Below are 15,414 nucleotides of genomic sequence, written 5' to 3'. Positions count from 1 at the left end.
GGTCTTCGGTTTATGCATGGCAAGCCCATGTATGCGTGAGGGCTTATTGCACTATTTTTCAGTGTATATTAACGGCTCATGAAAACCGACAGTTTTCCGTTCTCCAGCACATGGCGCGTCACCCCGCCAAGGATCATCTGGCGCAGGCGGGAATGTGAATAGGCGCCCATGACCATCATGTCCGCGTTGAAATCGTGGCACGCCTCCAGCAGGGCCGCGCCGACGCTGCGGCCATCGGCGTGGAATTCGTGCATGGTCGTATCCACGCCATGGATGTCGAGGTAATGCTTGACGTGGCGCGCCTCCGGGCCAAGCCGCTGGTAGCTGCGGCTGTAGAGGATGCGCACCTCCTCGGCCTCCACGATCCATGGCAGGGCATGGCGCAGGGCGGTTGCGGCCTCTGTCGTGCCGTTCCATGCGATGCAGATGCGCCGTCCCACACTGACGGGCCGTTCGATGGGGGCGACGACAACGCACCGTCCGCTGTCGAACAGCGTGGCATGCAGCGCGTCGGAGGAGGAGACCTGCCCGCTGGCCCCGGTATTGCGCACGATGACGATATCGGACATCCGCGCCTGATGGGCGACGACGGTGTACATGTTCCCCGCCATGGCCGTAAAGCTGGCGCTCGGCCGGTCCATCGGGATGGTTGACAGCGGGGAGCGGGGGGCCACGATCGGCAGGCCCGCTTCCTTGATGAAGCTGTGGAACGTGTGGCGGACTTCCTTCAGGTGGCCGGCACTTTCATGCAGGGCGGCGGCAATCATTTCCTGCACCATCGCCCCCGACAGGCCTTCGCCCGCCATGGGGCTGACCTCCTGCCAGTCGCTGCCGACATGCAGTCCGGCGATATGGGCATTGAAACGCTGTGCGAACATGACCCCGATGCCAAGGGCGCTTCCAGCATTTTCCGCGCCAGACAGTGGCAGCAGTATCTTGCGGATGTGCATGGACGCCCCTTTCATGTCTGTTTCCCGATCTTTTTTCGTGTCTTGTGAAACTCACTCTTTCAGGAAACGAATAAAGAGGCCGCAAGTTCAGGGATAAAGACGCTGCCGGGTCCAGTCATCCTTGTCCGTGCGGGTCCATGTCGCGCGGTCATGCAGGCGATAGGGGCGATCCTGCCAGAATTCGAAACTGTCGGGCACCAGGCGAAAGCCGCTCCAGTTGGCGGGGCGGGGGATGGGGGTATCCTCCGTGGGGTAGAGGGCTTCAAGCTCTTTCAGCCGTGCCTCGAACACCGCCCGGTCGGCAAGCGGGTGCGACTGGTTGGAGGCGATCGCCCCGAGGCTGGAGATCCTGCTGCGGCTTGCGAAATAGGCGTCCGCCTCCGCCGGGGTGACGGGTTCGACCGGTCCTTCGATACGGATCTGGCGGCGGATGCTTTTCCAGTGGAACAGCAGGGCGGCGTGCGGATTGGCCTTGAGTTCCCCGGCCTTGCGGCTGTTGAGGTTGGTATAGAACACGAACCCGCGCCGGTCCGCCCCCTTGAGCAGGATCATCCGCACCGACGGCCGTCCCTGCGGCGTGGCGGTGGCCAGCGCCATGGCGTTGGGATCGTTGGGTTCGTGCGCCACGGCGTCCTTCATCCATGCGTCGAACAGGTCGAAAGGGTCCGCATCAAGGTCGATCAGTCTGGTGGTCATGTGCATTTTCCGGTCTGGGGACCACATTTTGCGCGCAGCGTATGGTCCGGTGCGAAACATATCGAAATATAAGGTAAATTACGACGGCGGCATTAATCGCTACAATTCCATGCGCCGGACCTTGTCCGATGCTTCGGCTTGTGCGACCACCATGCCGAAATTTTCATACGCCATTCACCACCAAGGGTAGTAGCATGTCAGACGGCGCGGCCAAAATCTCCGCTACAGGTTCTTTGATGAAAGGCAAGCGCGGACTTGTCATGGGCGTCGCGAACGACCGCTCCATCGCGTGGGGGATCGCCCGCGCCGTGGCGGAGCAGGGCGGCGAACTGGCCTTCACCTATCAGGGGGAGGCACTGGGCAAGCGCGTACGGCCGCTGGCCGCATCCGTGGGGTCCACGCTGGTGCTGCCGTGCGATGTCAGCGATGACGCGGCCATCGACGCCACTTTCGCCGCGATCGAGAAGGAATGGGGCCAGATCGATTTCGTGGTGCATGCGATCGGATGGGCCGACAAGCAGTTCCTGCGCGGCCGGTATGTCGATACCCCGCGTGAGGCGTTCCTCAAGGCGCTCGACATCTCCTGCTATTCCTTCACGGCGGTGGCGCGCCGGGCCGCGCGCCTGATGAAATCGGGCGGTTCGCTGCTGACCCTGACCTATCTGGGGGCGGAACGTGTCATGCCGCATTACAACGTGATGGGCGTGGCCAAGGCGGCGCTGGAGGCTTCGGTGCGTTACATGGCCGTGGACCTGGGCTGCGATGGCATCCGCGTTAACGGCATCTCCGCCGGGCCGGTCATGACGCTGGCGGCCAACGGGATCGGGGATTTCCGCTACATCCTGAAATGGAATCAGTACAATTCCCCGCTGGAACGCAATGTCTCGCTTGAGGAAGTGGGGGGCGCGGGCCTCTACATGCTGTCCGACCTGTCGGGCGGCGTGACCGGGGAAATCCATCATGTCGATTCGGGATACCACATCGTGGGCATGAAAAACCCCACGGCCCCTGACATCACCGTCGCGGGAAGCTGACACACAGGGGCGGCAGGGCATAACACGATGTCGTACAACACCTTCGGTCACATGTTCCGTGTCACAACCTGGGGCGAAAGCCACGGTCCGGCGATTGGCTGCGTGGTGGACGGGTGCCCGCCGCGCCTGCCCCTGAGCGAGGCGGACATCCAGCCATGGCTGGACCGTCGCAGGCCAGGGCAGTCGAAATTCACGACGCAGCGGCAGGAAGCCGACAGAGTGGAAATCCTGTCCGGTGTGTTCGAGGGGCAGACGACCGGCACCCCGATCTCGCTGGTGATCCACAATACCGACCAGCGTTCGCGCGATTACGGCGACATTGCCGAACGGTACCGTCCCGGCCATGCCGACGTCACCTATGACCGTAAATACGGCATCCGTGATTATCGCGGCGGGGGCCGTTCCTCCGCGCGGGAGACGGCGATGCGTGTTGCCGCAGGCGCCGTGGCGCGCAAGGTGCTGGGGCAGGGGGTGCGGATCCGCGCGGCCCTGGTGCAGGTCGGTGCGCTCAAGGTGGATCGCACGCGCTGGGACTGGGACTTGGTGGGGCGTAACCCGTTGTTCTGCCCCGATCCGGTTGCCCTTGCGCAGTGGGAGGAACTTCTGGCCGCAATCCGCAAGGATGGTTCTTCCATCGGTGCGGTGATCGAGGTCGTGGCCGAGGGCGTGCCAGTGGGCCTGGGTGCTCCCATCTATGGCAAGCTGGATTCAGACCTTGCCATGGCGCTGATGAGCATCAATGCCGTCAAGGGTGTCGAAATTGGCGAAGGTTTTGCCGCTGCCGCCCTGACGGGGGAGGAAAATGCCGATCCGATGCGCATGCAGGACGGGACGCTGCGGTTCGCCTCCAACCATGCGGGCGGCATCCTTGGCGGGATTTCCACGGGGCAGCCTGTCGTGGCGCGCTTTGCCGTCAAGCCGACCAGTTCAATCCTGACCCCCGTCCCCTCCGTCACCCGTTCGGGCGAGAATGTGGAGGTGATGACAAAGGGCCGTCATGACCCATGTGTCGGCATCCGTGCCGTGCCGGTGGGCGAGGCGATGATGGCCTGCGTGCTTGCCGATCACCTGCTGCGCCACCGGGGGCAGGTCGGGGGCTGATCGTCCCCCTTTGCGCATTACTGCTCCAGCACAATTTTAAGCGTGATGGGTGCGTTCAGCAGCTTGGAGATGGGGCATCCCGTCTTCGCCGTGTTGGCCAGTTCGCTGAAGGTCGCAAAATCAACGTCCTGCACCGTGGCGTGCAGGTCGAGATGCACGGCGGTCACGGCGAACCCGTCATCCTTCTTTTCCAGCGTCACGGTGGATTTGGTTTCCAGCAGGTCGGCCGTGATGTTCTTGCCACCCAGCACCCCTGACAGCGCCATGGCGAAGCATGCCGCGTGCGCTGCGCCGATCAGTTCCTCGGGGTTGGTGCCGGGCGTATCCTCGAAGCGGGTGTTGAAGCCATAGGGCTGCTTTGACAGGGCGCCGCTTTCGGTCGAGACGTTGCCCTTGCCGTCCTTCAGGCCGCCAGTCCACTGTGCCGTGCCGTATTTCCTGATTGCCATGGTTTCATGCTCCGTAATGATGGGGGCCACGGCCCGGATGGGCGGCCGTGGCGAAGGCATCGTGTTATAACGACCCTCCCGCATGAAAGTTGTGCCGGGCAGGTGTCACGCTATCGTGAGGTTCGGGGCAAAGGGGGACGCGCCGGACAGCCCGGGTCAGGCAGGGAAATCTTGCGCATGTCCGGTGCAGGTGTCATACCGCTGCACCTTTGTCTGAAGGGGATCGGGGCATGGCGGCCTGCCATGTCGCGTGTTTACGGGATGTCGGCTTCACCATGGACCAGACCGTTTCCGCTTCGTGCCTTTCGCACCAGAATGTGGCCTTTGCCGGTGGATTGACGCTTGAATGTGGCTTTCACCTTGCACCGGTGGAGGTGGCCTATCGCACCTATGGCACGCTTTCGCCCCGGCATGACAACGCCATCCTGATCTGCCACGCCCTGACTGGCGATCAGTATGTGGCGGAGACGCATCCCCTGACGGGGAAGCCCGGATGGTGGAGCCGCCTTGTCGGGCCGGGCCTGCCGATCGACACGGACCGCTTCTTCGTCATCTGCATCAATGTGCTGGGTGGATGCATGGGCAGTACCGGCCCACGTTCCCTGCGGGAGTGTCCTGGCGGTGGTCGTGAACCCTGGGGCACCGATTTTCCGCCCATCACGATCCGTGACATGGTGCAGGCGCAGAAGCTGCTGATCGACCATCTGGGAATTACGAAGCTGTTTGCGGTGCTTGGCGGCTCCATGGGGGGCATGCAGGTGCTGCAATGGGCCGCGACCTTCCCCGAAATGGTGTTCGCCGCCATCCCGATCGCGACGTCGCCCTTCCATTCCGCGCAGAACATTGCCTTTAACGAGGTCAGCCGGCAGGCGATCTTCGCCGATCCGCAATGGCATGGCGGCCGGTACTGGGAACATGACGCCATTCCGGCGCGTGGTCTGGCGGTGGCGCGGATGATGGCGCACATCACCTACCTGTCGGAGGAGGCGCTGAACCGCAAATTCGGGCGGCGCGTGCGCAAGGCCCCGCAGGGAAATGGCGCCAACCCCGGTTCCCTGTTCGGGGAAATGTTCGAGGTGGAAAGCTACCTGCGGCACCAGGGCTCCACCTTTGTGCGTCGCTTTGACGCCAATTCGTACCTGACCATCACCCGGGCCATGGATTATTTCGACCTCGGCGCGGATTACGAGGGGGACCTGTCGCGACCATTCCGGGGCACGCGGACGCGGTTCTGCATCATCTCCTTTTCCTCCGACTGGCTGTTTCCCACCTCGCAGGCGCGGCTTCTCGCCCTTGCGCTGAACCGGGTTGCGGCCAACGTTTCCTTTGTCGAGATCGAAAGCGACAAGGGGCATGACGCCTTCCTGCTTGATGAACCCGACCTTGACCGCACCATCCGGGGCTTTGTCGCCGGGGCGGCAGAACATGCGCGGATTGCCTGACCATGCGCCTTGACCAGAAACTGATTGCCGGGATGATCCGGCCGGGGACGCGGGTCCTCGATATCGGCAGTGGCGACGGACTGCTGCTCGATTACCTGTTCCGCATCAGCGGGTGCGATGCGCGCGGGATCGAGATCGACATGCAGGAGGTCACGCGTTCGGTCGCGCACGGCCTGCCGGTCATGCATGGGGATGCCGATCACGACCTTGAACATTATCCCGATGACGCGTTCGATTATGTGGTGCTGCAACGTACGCTGCAGGCGGTTGAACGCCCGCGCGAAGTCCTGCGCCAGATGCTGCGGATCGGGAAATACGCCATCGTGTCGTTCCCGAATTTCGGCCACTGGCAGCTTCGCCTCAAGCTGCTGCTGAGCGGGCGCATGCCGATGACGGCGGTGTGGAACACGCCATGGTACGAAACACCCAATATCCATCCCTGCACGATTCTGGATTTTTTGACCTTGTGCCGTGACGAGGGTTACGTTGTGCAGCAATGGATGGCCGTGGATGAGGAAGGCGAGCGCGCGCCGTGGCGGCGCTCCATCCGGCTGGCCAACCTGTTCGGGGAGCAGGCGCTGTTCCTGCTGCGTCGCAGGTAAGGGCGCATACCCCCTACAACCTGGCAGAAGGAAGTAAGGTCATGGAAACATTCGAGGCAATCCGCACGCGTCGCGCCATAAGGGCATATGATCCTACCTATCGCCTTGACGATGCCGAACTCGCCACCCTGCTGCATGCGGCGCGGCATGCGCCAAGTGCTTTCAACATCCAGCACTACCGTTTCGTCGTGGTGAAGGACCCGGCCCTGCGCGCGCAACTGCGCAAGGTGGCGTGGGACCAGGCGCAGGTGACCGATGCCTCCGCACTGGTGGTCATCTGTGCCGACATGGCGGCGTGGAAGAAGGACCCGGCCCGTTATTTCAACGGCGCGCCCAAGGCGGTGCAGGACCAGATGGCGGGCATGATCCGCGATTACTACATGGGGCGCGAATGGGTGCAGCGTGACGAAACCATGCGCAGTGCGGGCCTTGCGGCGCAGACGCTGATGCTGGCGGCGACCGCGCGCGGGTACCAGACCTGCCCGATGGACGGGTTCGATTATGACGCGGTGGGCAAGCTGATCAACCTGCCCGAAGATCACGTGGTCGCCATGTTCGTGGTGATCGGCAGGGCCACGCAGGAAGCCGCGCCAAGGGTCGGTGCGCTGCCGGATGCGGAGGTCATCGTGACCGATCGTTTCCCCGGCTGAAACCGCTCCCGTCGCTGGAAGATGGAAAAAACTTGCGGGCGGGGACACAAACCGATAGAAGCCGCGCCAAGGGACGGACCGCGCCTGTCCCGGTTGCTGGCATGTAGGCGCGTGTCCTTGACGCGGGGGACACGACAGAAGCGACAGGACCAGTTTCATCCCGACACCTGATACTTTGCGACGACAGACGGCCGCCCCGTGCGAACCGGCAGGGGCAGGTCTTGTGTTCCTTCATCAGGTTTTTCCGGACGCGCATGCTGTCGTGACGTTTCCGGCCATATTTCCTTGCGCCAGGAGGCGCTTTTCATGACAACGTTCGCCGATCTTCATCTTGCGGAGCCGCTGCTGCGTGCCCTCAACGAGGAAGGCTATACCACGCCCACCCCGATCCAGGCTGGCGCAATTCCCTATCTGCTTCAGGGGCGTGACCTGCTGGGGCTGGCGCAGACCGGCACCGGCAAGACGGCGGCCTTCGCGCTGCCGATCCTCAACCACCTGCTGACCAGCAAGGGCCGCGCCCACCCCAAGGGCGCACGTGCGCTGGTGCTGGCGCCCACGCGTGAACTGGCGTCGCAGATCGATGACAGCTTCGCGTCCTATGCGCGGCACATGAAGTTCACCCATGCCGTGGTTTTCGGTGGCGTGGGGCAGGGGCGCCAGATCGAGGCGCTACGCCGTGGCGTCGACGTGCTGGTTGCGGCACCGGGCCGCCTGCTCGACCTGATGGGGCAGGGGCATGTGGACCTGTCCGGGCTGGAGATCCTTGTCCTGGACGAGGCCGACCGGATGCTCGACATGGGTTTTGTCCGCGATATCCGAAAGATTGTCGCGACCCTGCCGACCGACCGCCAGACCCTGCTGTTTTCCGCGACGATGCCCAAGAGCATCTCCGAACTGGCGCATGGCCTGCTGCGTGACCCGGCGACGGTGCAGGTCACCCCGCCGTCCAGCACGGTGGACCGTATCCGCCAGGCCGTCATGTATGTGGACACGGGCAACAAGCGCGAGGCGCTGAAGCTGCTGGTGGACTCCCCGAAAGTGGAACGCGCCGTCGTGTTCACGCTGATGAAGCATGAGGCCAACAAGGTTGCCGCCTTCCTGAACGAACACGGCATCACGGCGGAGGCCATCCACGGCAACAAGTCGCAGGGTGCGCGCGAGCGTGCGATGTCGGGTTTCCGTTCCGGCGCGGTAAAGGTGCTGGTTGCGACCGACATTGCGGCACGCGGCATTGATGTCGATGACGTGACGCATGTCTTCAACTACGACCTGCCGAACGTGCCCGAAAGCTACGTCCATCGCATTGGCCGGACCGCGCGTGCGGGACGTGATGGCTGGGCCGTGTCCCTGTGTGATGCGGAACAGCGCGCATGGCTGCGTGACATCGAAAAGACGATCGGCAAGAAGATCCCGGTCGTGCAGGAACATCCCTACCATTCCGAGGCTGCGGCCAATTCCACGATGCGTCCCCCCGTGCTGGGCGGTGGTGGCCGCGGACGCGGTGGCCGTTCCGGTGGTGGTGGCTGCAATGGTCGCAGTGGTCGTCCCGGTGGCCATGGTGGCCAGCGCGGTGGGAACCGTCGCGTCGCCTGATCCGGTTACGGGTATGAGATGAAGCAGAAAGCCTGCATCTGTTCCGGATGCAGGCTTTTTGTGTATTCATGCCCTTAAAAAATCTTATTCATAATGAATAAGTTATTTTGAAATAGTCCATTACTTGTCTGCTAATGGAATTCATCAATTCCATTGCCTGCAAATAAAGCACTATGCCGTGCATGATTTCTGGAAAAAAGCGCCTGCCCCGAAGGGGTATGTGGCGGAGAGGGTGGGATTCGAACCCACGGTACGCTCACACGCACGGCGGTTTTCAAGACCGCTGCCTTCAACCGCTCGGCCACCTCTCCATAGCGTCTGTTTAGCTACGTATTCCACTGCCGTCTAGATGGCACTTTGCACAAAAACCGCACCATTCAGGTGGTCCGGTGGCGGTCCGGCCGATGGATCAGCGTTCCGGCATAAATGTGCTAATGACTCCGGTAACGCACGAAACTGGAAGCGATTCATGATGCCGAACAGGGACACGCCATCTCGACATGACACCCATGACGCACGGGAACGGGCCGGGGACCTGTCCGGAGGTCGCGGGGCATGAGCGCACGCGATACGGATGCGCGTCATGACCTTCCTTCCCGGCGGGGATGGTCGCCGGCCGTCATCATGCTCCTTGGCGTGGCGGGCATGCTCGATTTCATCGACCGGTTTGTTTTCTCCTCGGCCAATGACGCCATCAAGCATGACCTTCATCTTTCGGACGCAACGGTGGGCCTGCTCGGCGGCACGGCCTTCGCGCTGCTCTATGGCGTGATGATCGTGCCTTTCGCCCTGGTTTCCGATCGTGGGTTCGCCGCGCGCATGGCGTCGTTCGGCATCGCGCTGTGGAGTATCGCCACGGCCCTGATGGGGCGCACGCATGGGATTGCGACCATGGCGGCGACCCGTGTCTGCGTGGGGTTGGGGCAGGCGGCGTTTTCTCCTTCCTCCTCCGCGCTCAATGCGGCCTATTCGACGCCGGAGAAGCGCAGTACGTCGTTCGCGATTTCCTATGGCGTATCCTACCTCGGTTATGTCATCGGCCTGGCCGGGGGTGGATATCTGGTCGAGCATGTGGGCTGGCGCGTGACATTCGCGGCAGTGGGGCTGGCGGGGATTCCGGTTGCGATCCTGCTTTATGTATTCGTCCGTGAACCACCGATGCCGCCTGCGGAGCCGGAGGGCGGGTCGTGGCGCGCGCTGCTGGCCAACCGGCCGCTGCGTGACCTGCTCCTTTATGGTGTCACCAGCCAGGTGGTGACTTATGGCATTACCCTGTGGGGCGTTTCCTTCTACATGCGGTCCTTCGGCCTGACATCGGGGCAGGCCGGGGCGTGGTTCGGGATCGGGATCGGAATTGCAAGCGTGCTCGGCACCTTCATCGGTGGCCCGATTGCCGACCGGGTGGCCAGACACTTCGGTTTTGGTGGGGCGATGCGCTTTGCCTTCTGGGCTTATCTCATTTCCCAGCCGTTCCAGATCGTGCAGGTGCTGACGCACTCACTCAATCTTTCGCTGACGATGCTGGTGCTGACGACGACGCTCTCGGCGCTCTGCACGGGGCCGATCTATGGTGCGATCCCCAGCGTGGTGCCCGTGCACCGGCGCGCGGCCGCGACGGGGCTGTATGCGCTGCTTGCCAACGCGGTCGGCATTGGCCTTGGCCCGCCGCTTTTCGGGTGGATCAGCGACATGCTGACGCCGCATTTCGGCGCCGATGCCCTGCGCATGTCGCTGCTGGTGGCGGCCATTCTCAGTTTCTGGCCGGCGCTGCATCTTTTCCAGTTGCAGCGTCGGTTCCGGGAATAGCCGCCTCTCGCCTGCCATCCGCACATGCCCGTCGCCCCGGACAGATATGATGCATCTGCGATATGGGCCATGCCGTGAAAGTGTGGAATACGGAGGGCAGGAATCCTTTTTGACGGAAACGGCCTGCTTTTTTCACAAGCGGGCCGGGCCGTCCCAACATCTGGAAACATCATGCCCGACAGCGCCCGTGCTTCCTGTCCGCCAGACCTGTCATGGATGAAGCGGCCTGCCGTGTGGGGCACATATGCGTTTCCGCTCCTGCTGTGCTATGCGCTGGCGCCCGCGGAAATCCTGCTCTGCCTGATTGCCGGTGCGTTCGTCATCCACAGCGCCCTGAGCCGGGACTGGTCATGGCTGCGTCAACCATGGTTCGTGCTGTCGCTCCTGCTGGGGGCGGATATCGTCCTGGCCTCCGCCTGCACGGGGTCGATGCGTGCGGTCGTGCAGTCCGTGCTACTGCTGAGATATCCGGTATTCGTCGCGGCGATGGCGTTCTGGGTCCTGACGGATGCGCGCGACAGGCATCGCCTCGCCACTGCTTATGCATGGGTGGCGATATGGATGGTGGCGGGAAGCTGGCAGCAATATCTGTGGGGGCGCAACATCATGGGATATGGCCGGTGGGAAGATGGCGCCCTGCTGGGGCCGCTATGGGCGCCACGGGCGGGGCAGGCACTGTTCATGACGGCATTTCCCGGCCTGATGCCGGTCATCATTTCCCTTGCGCAGCGGCGCACCCGCGGGGGACTGCTCTGCGCCGGGGGGCTTCTTGTCCTGCTGGTCCTGACATTCCTGCTGATTTCACAACGCATGCCGACCCTCCTGTTCCTGTTCGGGACGTTATGCGTGGCGCTGATGGTGCGTGCGTTGCGTCTGCCCTTTGTCCTGGCGTGCATGATCGGGGCGGGTGGCATCGCACTGTCGCCCGTCGTCGCACCCCAGGCGTACAACAAACTGGTCATCAGTTTTGAGCACCAGATGCACGGCTTCGCGGACAGCCCATACGGCATGCTGTTCATCCGGGCGGGGGTGATGGTGTCCGACCATCCACTGGTGGGGATGGGATATGACGGGTTTCGCATCAACTGTCCCAACCCGATCTATTTTCGGGGGCTGCCCGCGCTTGGCATTGCCGATGGCCCCCATGGCGGTGCGCCGGGGTGCAACCTGCATCCGCATAATTATTACATACAGGTCGCGACCATGGCGGGCGTGCCGGGGATGGTCCTGTTCTGCCTGCTGGTCATCGCCCTGCTGCGTCCCATGGCAAGGGGACTGCGCGCCCATATGGGGGTGGAACAGATGGTGATGTGCGTCCTGGCGTTTGTCATCGTCTGGCCGTTGCAGTCCACAAGTTCATTTTCCACCCAGCCAACGGCGGGATGGGTGTTCATCGCACTCGGCTGGGCACTGGCAGCGACGCGCGGTGGGATGGGGACGGAACGTGCGGGGCAGGGAACGTGAAAGGCCGGGGGGTAGTCTTACCTTCGGGAGCGTTTTACACTATGTCGCGATGGATAGCATTGCCTCTGGTCCGACCACGACGCACCTTGTGGACATTCCCCGCCGTGACCGGCGGCAAGAGACGGAAACAAGTGTGATCATTTCCCTACCTGTGCCAAAAACAGGGCTTCCGGTACTGTCATCGGGCGGAATACCCCATGGCGGTTGAGGAAACTGGTACGCTCCGGCGGATTTTTGGCAATACCGGCTTCCTTGTCGCGGGACGTGCGACCAATGCCGTGTGCAGTTTCCTGTACATGGCGTGGTCCGTGCGTGCGCTCGGCCTGTCGCAGTTCGGCGTGCTGATGCTGGTGACGACGTTTGGCTCCGCCATTTCATCGGCCACCCACCTGCCATCATGGCAGCCGCTGCTGCATTACGGGACCGAGCCGTTCGTAAAGGGCAACCTGCCGCGTTTTCACCGGATCCTGTTCTTCTGCATGCGTGCGGACCTGCTAAGCGGGGCGACCGGCGCGCTTGTCGGGATGCTGGGGGTGTGGCTGTTCGGCACCTCCATGGGATGGCCACAGGCGGATCAGTTGGGCGCCATGGTCTACATGCTGACCATCTGTGTCATGAATACGGGATGGTCCACCGGCATATTCCGGCTGTGCAACGCCTTCTGGCTCAGCAGCGCATGCGACCTGTCCGGTGTCGTCGTGCGCATGGTGGGCACGGGCGTTGGCCTGTGGCTGCACATGGGGCTGTACTATTTCATGATGGTCTGGAGCATGACGCAGCTTGCCCTGTTCATCACCAACAGCGCGATGGCGTGGTGGCTGCTGCGCAGCGGGGGCAAGGTCAGGCGTTTCCAGCCGTTCCGGCAACTGGAAGCGGGCGATGCGCCGGGGATATGGCGCTTTACCCTGTCCACCAGCGGCAATCATGTGCTTGGCACGGTGTTCAACCAGTTCGGAACCCTGCTGGTGGGGGGGCTGCTTGGCCCCGCGGATGCCGCCGTCTATCGCGTCTCACGCCAGATCGGCGATGGCATCGCAAAGCCCGCGCAGTTGATGATGCCCGCGCTGTATCCGGAGTTCATCCGCCTGAGGGAAAAGCATGACTGGTATGGGCTGAAGCATGTGACGCTGCGCCTGTTCATGCTGATCGGCGGTTTTTCGCTCCTGCTGATGCTTTTCGCCATGGTCGCGGGCAATACGCTCCTGACATGGATGCTGCGCGTGCACTGGCCCGGCGGCAACCTGATGATCATGCTGATGCTGGGCAACGCCATCATGGGGCTGGGCATCGTGCCGCTTGAACCGCTGCTGACTGTCGTCGGGCAGGTGTCGCGGGTCCTGATCGCCCGCATTGTCGTGACGATCGCCTATCTGCCGCTGGTCTATTTCATGGCGTGGCGCTGGCACCTCGAAGGTGCGGCAAGTGCCTCGGTGCTGGCGTCGCTGATGATGCTGCTGATCTGCATGCGCCCCGTCATGACATGGTTCGGCAAGGTTGCCCCCGGTCGCCGCCCGCGTGAGGTGGTGGAGTAAAGGCGGCATGGCACGGCGCATGCAGGGGCATGTTGCCAAAAAAATCCCGGTTTCCTGCCGTGCACCTACTTGCAATCCATCCCGAAAGCCGTCATATGACGGCCATGCCGTGGCTGTTTGCGCCATGGCAATTCGCACGTGAAGCATGTGCCTCTGGTGTCCCGCACGGGACCGGCGCTTCACGGAGGACAAACCAGAAGACAAGGATTGAGCCACAATGGCTATGCCTGAATTCACAATGCGCCAGCTTCTTGAATCCGGCGTGCATTTCGGTCACCACACCCGCCGCTGGAACCCGCGCATGGCGCCGTTCCTGTTCGGTGTGCGTAACCAGGTCCACATCATCGACCTGCAGCAGACCGTCCCCATGCTGGATCGCGCGCTCAAGGCGATCCGTGACACCGTGGCCGGTGGTGGCCGCGTCCTGTTCGTCGGCACGAAGCGCGCGGCGGCCGACCAGATCGCCGAAGCGGCCAAGCGCTGCGGGCAGTACTACGTCAACCACCGCTGGCTGGGCGGCATGCTGACGAACTGGAAGACGATCACCGGTTCGATCAAGCGCCTGCGCGGCATTGATGAAATGCTGGAAAACGGCACCCAGGGCCTGACCAAGAAGGAAGTCCTGGACATCACCCGCGACCGCGAGAAGCTGGAGCGTTCGCTGGGCGGGATCAAGGAAATGGGCGGCCTGCCGGACATCCTGTTCGTGATCGACACGAACAAGGAAAAGCTGGCGGTTGAAGAAGCCAACAAGCTGGGTATCCTGGTCGTTGCGGTCCTCGACAGCAACTCCGACCCGCGTGGCGTGACCTATCCCATTCCCGGCAACGACGACGCCATCCGTGCGATCGCGCTGTATTGCGAACTGGTGTCCGGCGCGGTGCTCGATGGCATCTCCGCCGAACTCGGCGCATCGGGCGAGGATTTCGGCGCGGCCGAGGAACTGCCGGTCGATCCCGCGATTGAAGTGGCGGCTACCGAAGCTGCTGCTGCAGAGGCGCCCGCCGCCCCGGCGACACCTGCGGTCTGATTGACCACCCGGCATGCGGGTCCACGGGGCCGCATGCCGGACGGGTCGATATGCGACCCGGCCCATACCGGATTACAAGGACGCGCCCTGCCGACGGCAGGGCGCATGCCTGTCGTAAGGAGATACAGATAATGGCGGCAATTACCGCAGCTCTGGTCAAGGATCTTCGTGAGAAGACCGGCGCCGGCATGATGGATTGCAAAAAGGCGCTGACCGAGGCGCAGGGTGACATCGAAGGCGCGATCGACTGGCTGCGCAAGAAGGGTCTTTCGGCTGCGGCCAAGAAGTCCGGCCGCGTGACCGCCGAAGGCCTGGTCGGTGTTGCATCCGCCCCGAATGCCGCCGCCATGGTCGAAGTGAACGCGGAAACCGACTTCGTCGCGCGTAACGAACATTTCCAGAATTTCGTGACCGAAGTCGCCGAAGCGGCGCTGAAGGTTGGCGAAGACCTCGAAAAGCTGAAGGGCGCTGTCCTGAAGAGCGGCCGCACGGTTGCCGACGAACTGACGCACCTGATCGCCACCATTGGCGAGAACATGTCCATCCGTCGCGCCCGCGTCCTGAAGGTGCCGTCGGGTGTGGTTGCGACCTACATCCATTCCGCCGTCAGCCCCGGACTGGGCAAGATCGGCGTTCTGGCCGCCGTCGAGGCGCCGAGTGCGACCGACGCGCTGGAAACGCTGGGCCGCCAGATCGGCATGCATGTCGCCGCGACCCGCCCGGCCTCGCTGGATATCGACGGTGTTGACCCGCAGGCGCTGGAGCGTGAGCGCGCGGTGCTGATCGAACAGGCGAAGGCGTCGGGCAAGCCCGAGGCGATCATCAGCAAGATGGTCGATGGCCGTATCCGCAAGTTCTATGAGGAAGTGGTCCTGCTGGAGCAGGTGTGGGTGCATGATGGCGAAAGCCGCGTCCGCGCCATTGTGGAAAAGGCAGGTGCGAAGCTGACCGGTTTCGAACGCTTCGCGCTTGGCGAAGGCATCGAGAAGGAAGACAACGACTTTGCTGCCGAAGTGGCAAAGGCCGCTGGTCACTGAGTATTGCCGGTTTGTATCGGCATGACTG

The 15,414-nt window shown here is 62.9% G+C and carries 14 protein-coding genes and 1 tRNA gene; 11 read left to right on the top strand and 4 right to left on the bottom strand.

Features of this window, described 5'->3' with window-relative positions:
• Positions 1-68 precede the first annotated feature (68 nt).
• Together CFR72_RS06970 and pdxH are read right to left on the bottom strand one after the other, a co-directional pair.
• Complete coding sequence (locus tag CFR72_RS06970; protein WP_110913274.1) at positions 69-950, bottom strand: universal stress protein; 882 nt, start codon at positions 948-950, stop codon at positions 69-71.
• A gap of 87 nt (positions 951-1,037) precedes the next feature.
• A complete protein-coding gene (gene pdxH, locus CFR72_RS06965; RefSeq protein WP_110913273.1) occupies positions 1,038-1,646 on the bottom strand; it encodes a pyridoxamine 5'-phosphate oxidase in 609 nt (202 codons plus the stop codon).
• A gap of 194 nt (positions 1,647-1,840) precedes the next feature.
• On the opposite strand from pdxH, the gene fabI reads away from it, so the two are divergent.
• Both fabI and aroC read left to right on the top strand, forming a co-directional pair.
• Complete coding sequence (gene fabI, locus CFR72_RS06960; RefSeq protein ID WP_110913272.1) at positions 1,841-2,680, top strand: enoyl-ACP reductase FabI; 840 nt, start codon at positions 1,841-1,843, stop codon at positions 2,678-2,680.
• Positions 2,681-2,707: 27 nt separating this feature from the next.
• Entirely contained in the window at positions 2,708-3,781 is a 1,074-nt protein-coding gene (gene aroC, locus CFR72_RS06955; protein ID WP_110913271.1) for a chorismate synthase, read from the top strand.
• Positions 3,782-3,798: 17 nt separating this feature from the next.
• On the opposite strand, the gene CFR72_RS06950 is transcribed toward aroC, so the two are convergent.
• A complete protein-coding gene (locus tag CFR72_RS06950; RefSeq protein ID WP_110913311.1) occupies positions 3,799-4,230 on the bottom strand; it encodes an OsmC family peroxiredoxin in 432 nt (143 codons plus the stop codon).
• A gap of 275 nt (positions 4,231-4,505) precedes the next feature.
• Between CFR72_RS06950 and metX the strand changes: the two genes are divergently transcribed.
• From metX to CFR72_RS06930, 4 genes are all read left to right on the top strand, one after another.
• The gene (gene metX / locus CFR72_RS06945) at positions 4,506-5,672 is read left to right on the top strand and encodes a homoserine O-acetyltransferase MetX (RefSeq protein WP_110913270.1); all 1,167 of its coding nucleotides are present in this window, start codon (positions 4,506-4,508) and stop codon (positions 5,670-5,672) included.
• Positions 5,673-5,674: 2 nt separating this feature from the next.
• The gene (metW, locus tag CFR72_RS06940; RefSeq protein WP_110913269.1) at positions 5,675-6,274 is read left to right on the top strand and encodes a methionine biosynthesis protein MetW; all 600 of its coding nucleotides are present in this window, start codon (positions 5,675-5,677) and stop codon (positions 6,272-6,274) included.
• A 41-nt stretch (positions 6,275-6,315) separates the two neighbouring features.
• Complete coding sequence (locus tag CFR72_RS06935) at positions 6,316-6,924, top strand: nitroreductase family protein (RefSeq protein WP_110913268.1); 609 nt, start codon at positions 6,316-6,318, stop codon at positions 6,922-6,924.
• A 306-nt stretch (positions 6,925-7,230) separates the two neighbouring features.
• Complete coding sequence (locus CFR72_RS06930) at positions 7,231-8,517, top strand: DEAD/DEAH box helicase (protein WP_110913310.1); 1,287 nt, start codon at positions 7,231-7,233, stop codon at positions 8,515-8,517.
• Positions 8,518-8,738: 221 nt separating this feature from the next.
• On the opposite strand, the gene CFR72_RS06925 is transcribed toward CFR72_RS06930, so the two are convergent.
• Positions 8,739-8,828: transfer RNA gene (locus tag CFR72_RS06925), tRNA-Ser, on the bottom strand.
• 244 nt (positions 8,829-9,072) lie between these two features.
• Here CFR72_RS06925 and CFR72_RS06920 point away from each other — a divergent pair.
• The 5 genes from CFR72_RS06920 (at position 9,073) to tsf (ending at position 15,386) form a co-directional block, all read left to right on the top strand.
• Positions 9,073-10,323 carry an MFS transporter gene (locus CFR72_RS06920; RefSeq protein ID WP_110913267.1) on the top strand — a complete coding sequence of 417 codons (1,251 nt, stop codon included), beginning with the start codon at positions 9,073-9,075 and terminating at the stop codon, positions 10,321-10,323.
• A 171-nt stretch (positions 10,324-10,494) separates the two neighbouring features.
• Complete coding sequence (locus CFR72_RS06915) at positions 10,495-11,787, top strand: O-antigen ligase family protein (protein WP_233043038.1); 1,293 nt, start codon at positions 10,495-10,497, stop codon at positions 11,785-11,787.
• Positions 11,788-11,984: 197 nt separating this feature from the next.
• Complete coding sequence (locus CFR72_RS06910; protein WP_110913265.1) at positions 11,985-13,319, top strand: lipopolysaccharide biosynthesis protein; 1,335 nt, start codon at positions 11,985-11,987, stop codon at positions 13,317-13,319.
• Positions 13,320-13,536: 217 nt separating this feature from the next.
• A complete protein-coding gene (gene rpsB, locus CFR72_RS06905) occupies positions 13,537-14,349 on the top strand; it encodes a 30S ribosomal protein S2 (protein ID WP_110913264.1) in 813 nt (270 codons plus the stop codon).
• A 131-nt stretch (positions 14,350-14,480) separates the two neighbouring features.
• Complete coding sequence (gene tsf / locus CFR72_RS06900; protein WP_110913263.1) at positions 14,481-15,386, top strand: translation elongation factor Ts; 906 nt, start codon at positions 14,481-14,483, stop codon at positions 15,384-15,386.
• Positions 15,387-15,414 lie beyond the last annotated feature (28 nt).

Origin of the sequence: Gluconacetobacter entanii, from assembly GCF_003206495.1 — a bacterium.
Lineage (GTDB): Bacteria > Pseudomonadota > Alphaproteobacteria > Acetobacterales > Acetobacteraceae > Novacetimonas > Novacetimonas entanii.
This window is presented reverse-complemented; position numbering and strand designations above follow the sequence as displayed.

What these genes read in the sequence shown, in the direction of transcription:
- rpsB (WP_110913264.1), top strand. Translation starts at nt 13,537, where the DNA reads ATGGCTATGCCTGAATTCACAATGCGCCAGCTTCTTGAATCCGGCGTG.
- pdxH (WP_110913273.1), bottom strand. Translation starts at nt 1,646, where the DNA reads ATGACCACCAGACTGATCGACCTTGATGCGGACCCTTTCGACCTGTTC.
- metX (WP_110913270.1), top strand. Translation starts at nt 4,506, where the DNA reads ATGGACCAGACCGTTTCCGCTTCGTGCCTTTCGCACCAGAATGTGGCC.
- aroC (WP_110913271.1), top strand. Translation starts at nt 2,708, where the DNA reads ATGTCGTACAACACCTTCGGTCACATGTTCCGTGTCACAACCTGGGGC.
- CFR72_RS06970 (WP_110913274.1), bottom strand. Translation starts at nt 950, where the DNA reads ATGCACATCCGCAAGATACTGCTGCCACTGTCTGGCGCGGAAAATGCT.
- CFR72_RS06935 (WP_110913268.1), top strand. Translation starts at nt 6,316, where the DNA reads ATGGAAACATTCGAGGCAATCCGCACGCGTCGCGCCATAAGGGCATAT.
- metW (WP_110913269.1), top strand. Translation starts at nt 5,675, where the DNA reads ATGCGCCTTGACCAGAAACTGATTGCCGGGATGATCCGGCCGGGGACG.
- CFR72_RS06910 (WP_110913265.1), top strand. Translation starts at nt 11,985, where the DNA reads ATGGCGGTTGAGGAAACTGGTACGCTCCGGCGGATTTTTGGCAATACC.
- tsf (WP_110913263.1), top strand. Translation starts at nt 14,481, where the DNA reads ATGGCGGCAATTACCGCAGCTCTGGTCAAGGATCTTCGTGAGAAGACC.
- CFR72_RS06915 (WP_233043038.1), top strand. Translation starts at nt 10,495, where the DNA reads ATGCCCGACAGCGCCCGTGCTTCCTGTCCGCCAGACCTGTCATGGATG.
- CFR72_RS06930 (WP_110913310.1), top strand. Translation starts at nt 7,231, where the DNA reads ATGACAACGTTCGCCGATCTTCATCTTGCGGAGCCGCTGCTGCGTGCC.
- fabI (WP_110913272.1), top strand. Translation starts at nt 1,841, where the DNA reads ATGTCAGACGGCGCGGCCAAAATCTCCGCTACAGGTTCTTTGATGAAA.
- CFR72_RS06950 (WP_110913311.1), bottom strand. Translation starts at nt 4,230, where the DNA reads ATGGCAATCAGGAAATACGGCACGGCACAGTGGACTGGCGGCCTGAAG.
- CFR72_RS06920 (WP_110913267.1), top strand. Translation starts at nt 9,073, where the DNA reads ATGAGCGCACGCGATACGGATGCGCGTCATGACCTTCCTTCCCGGCGG.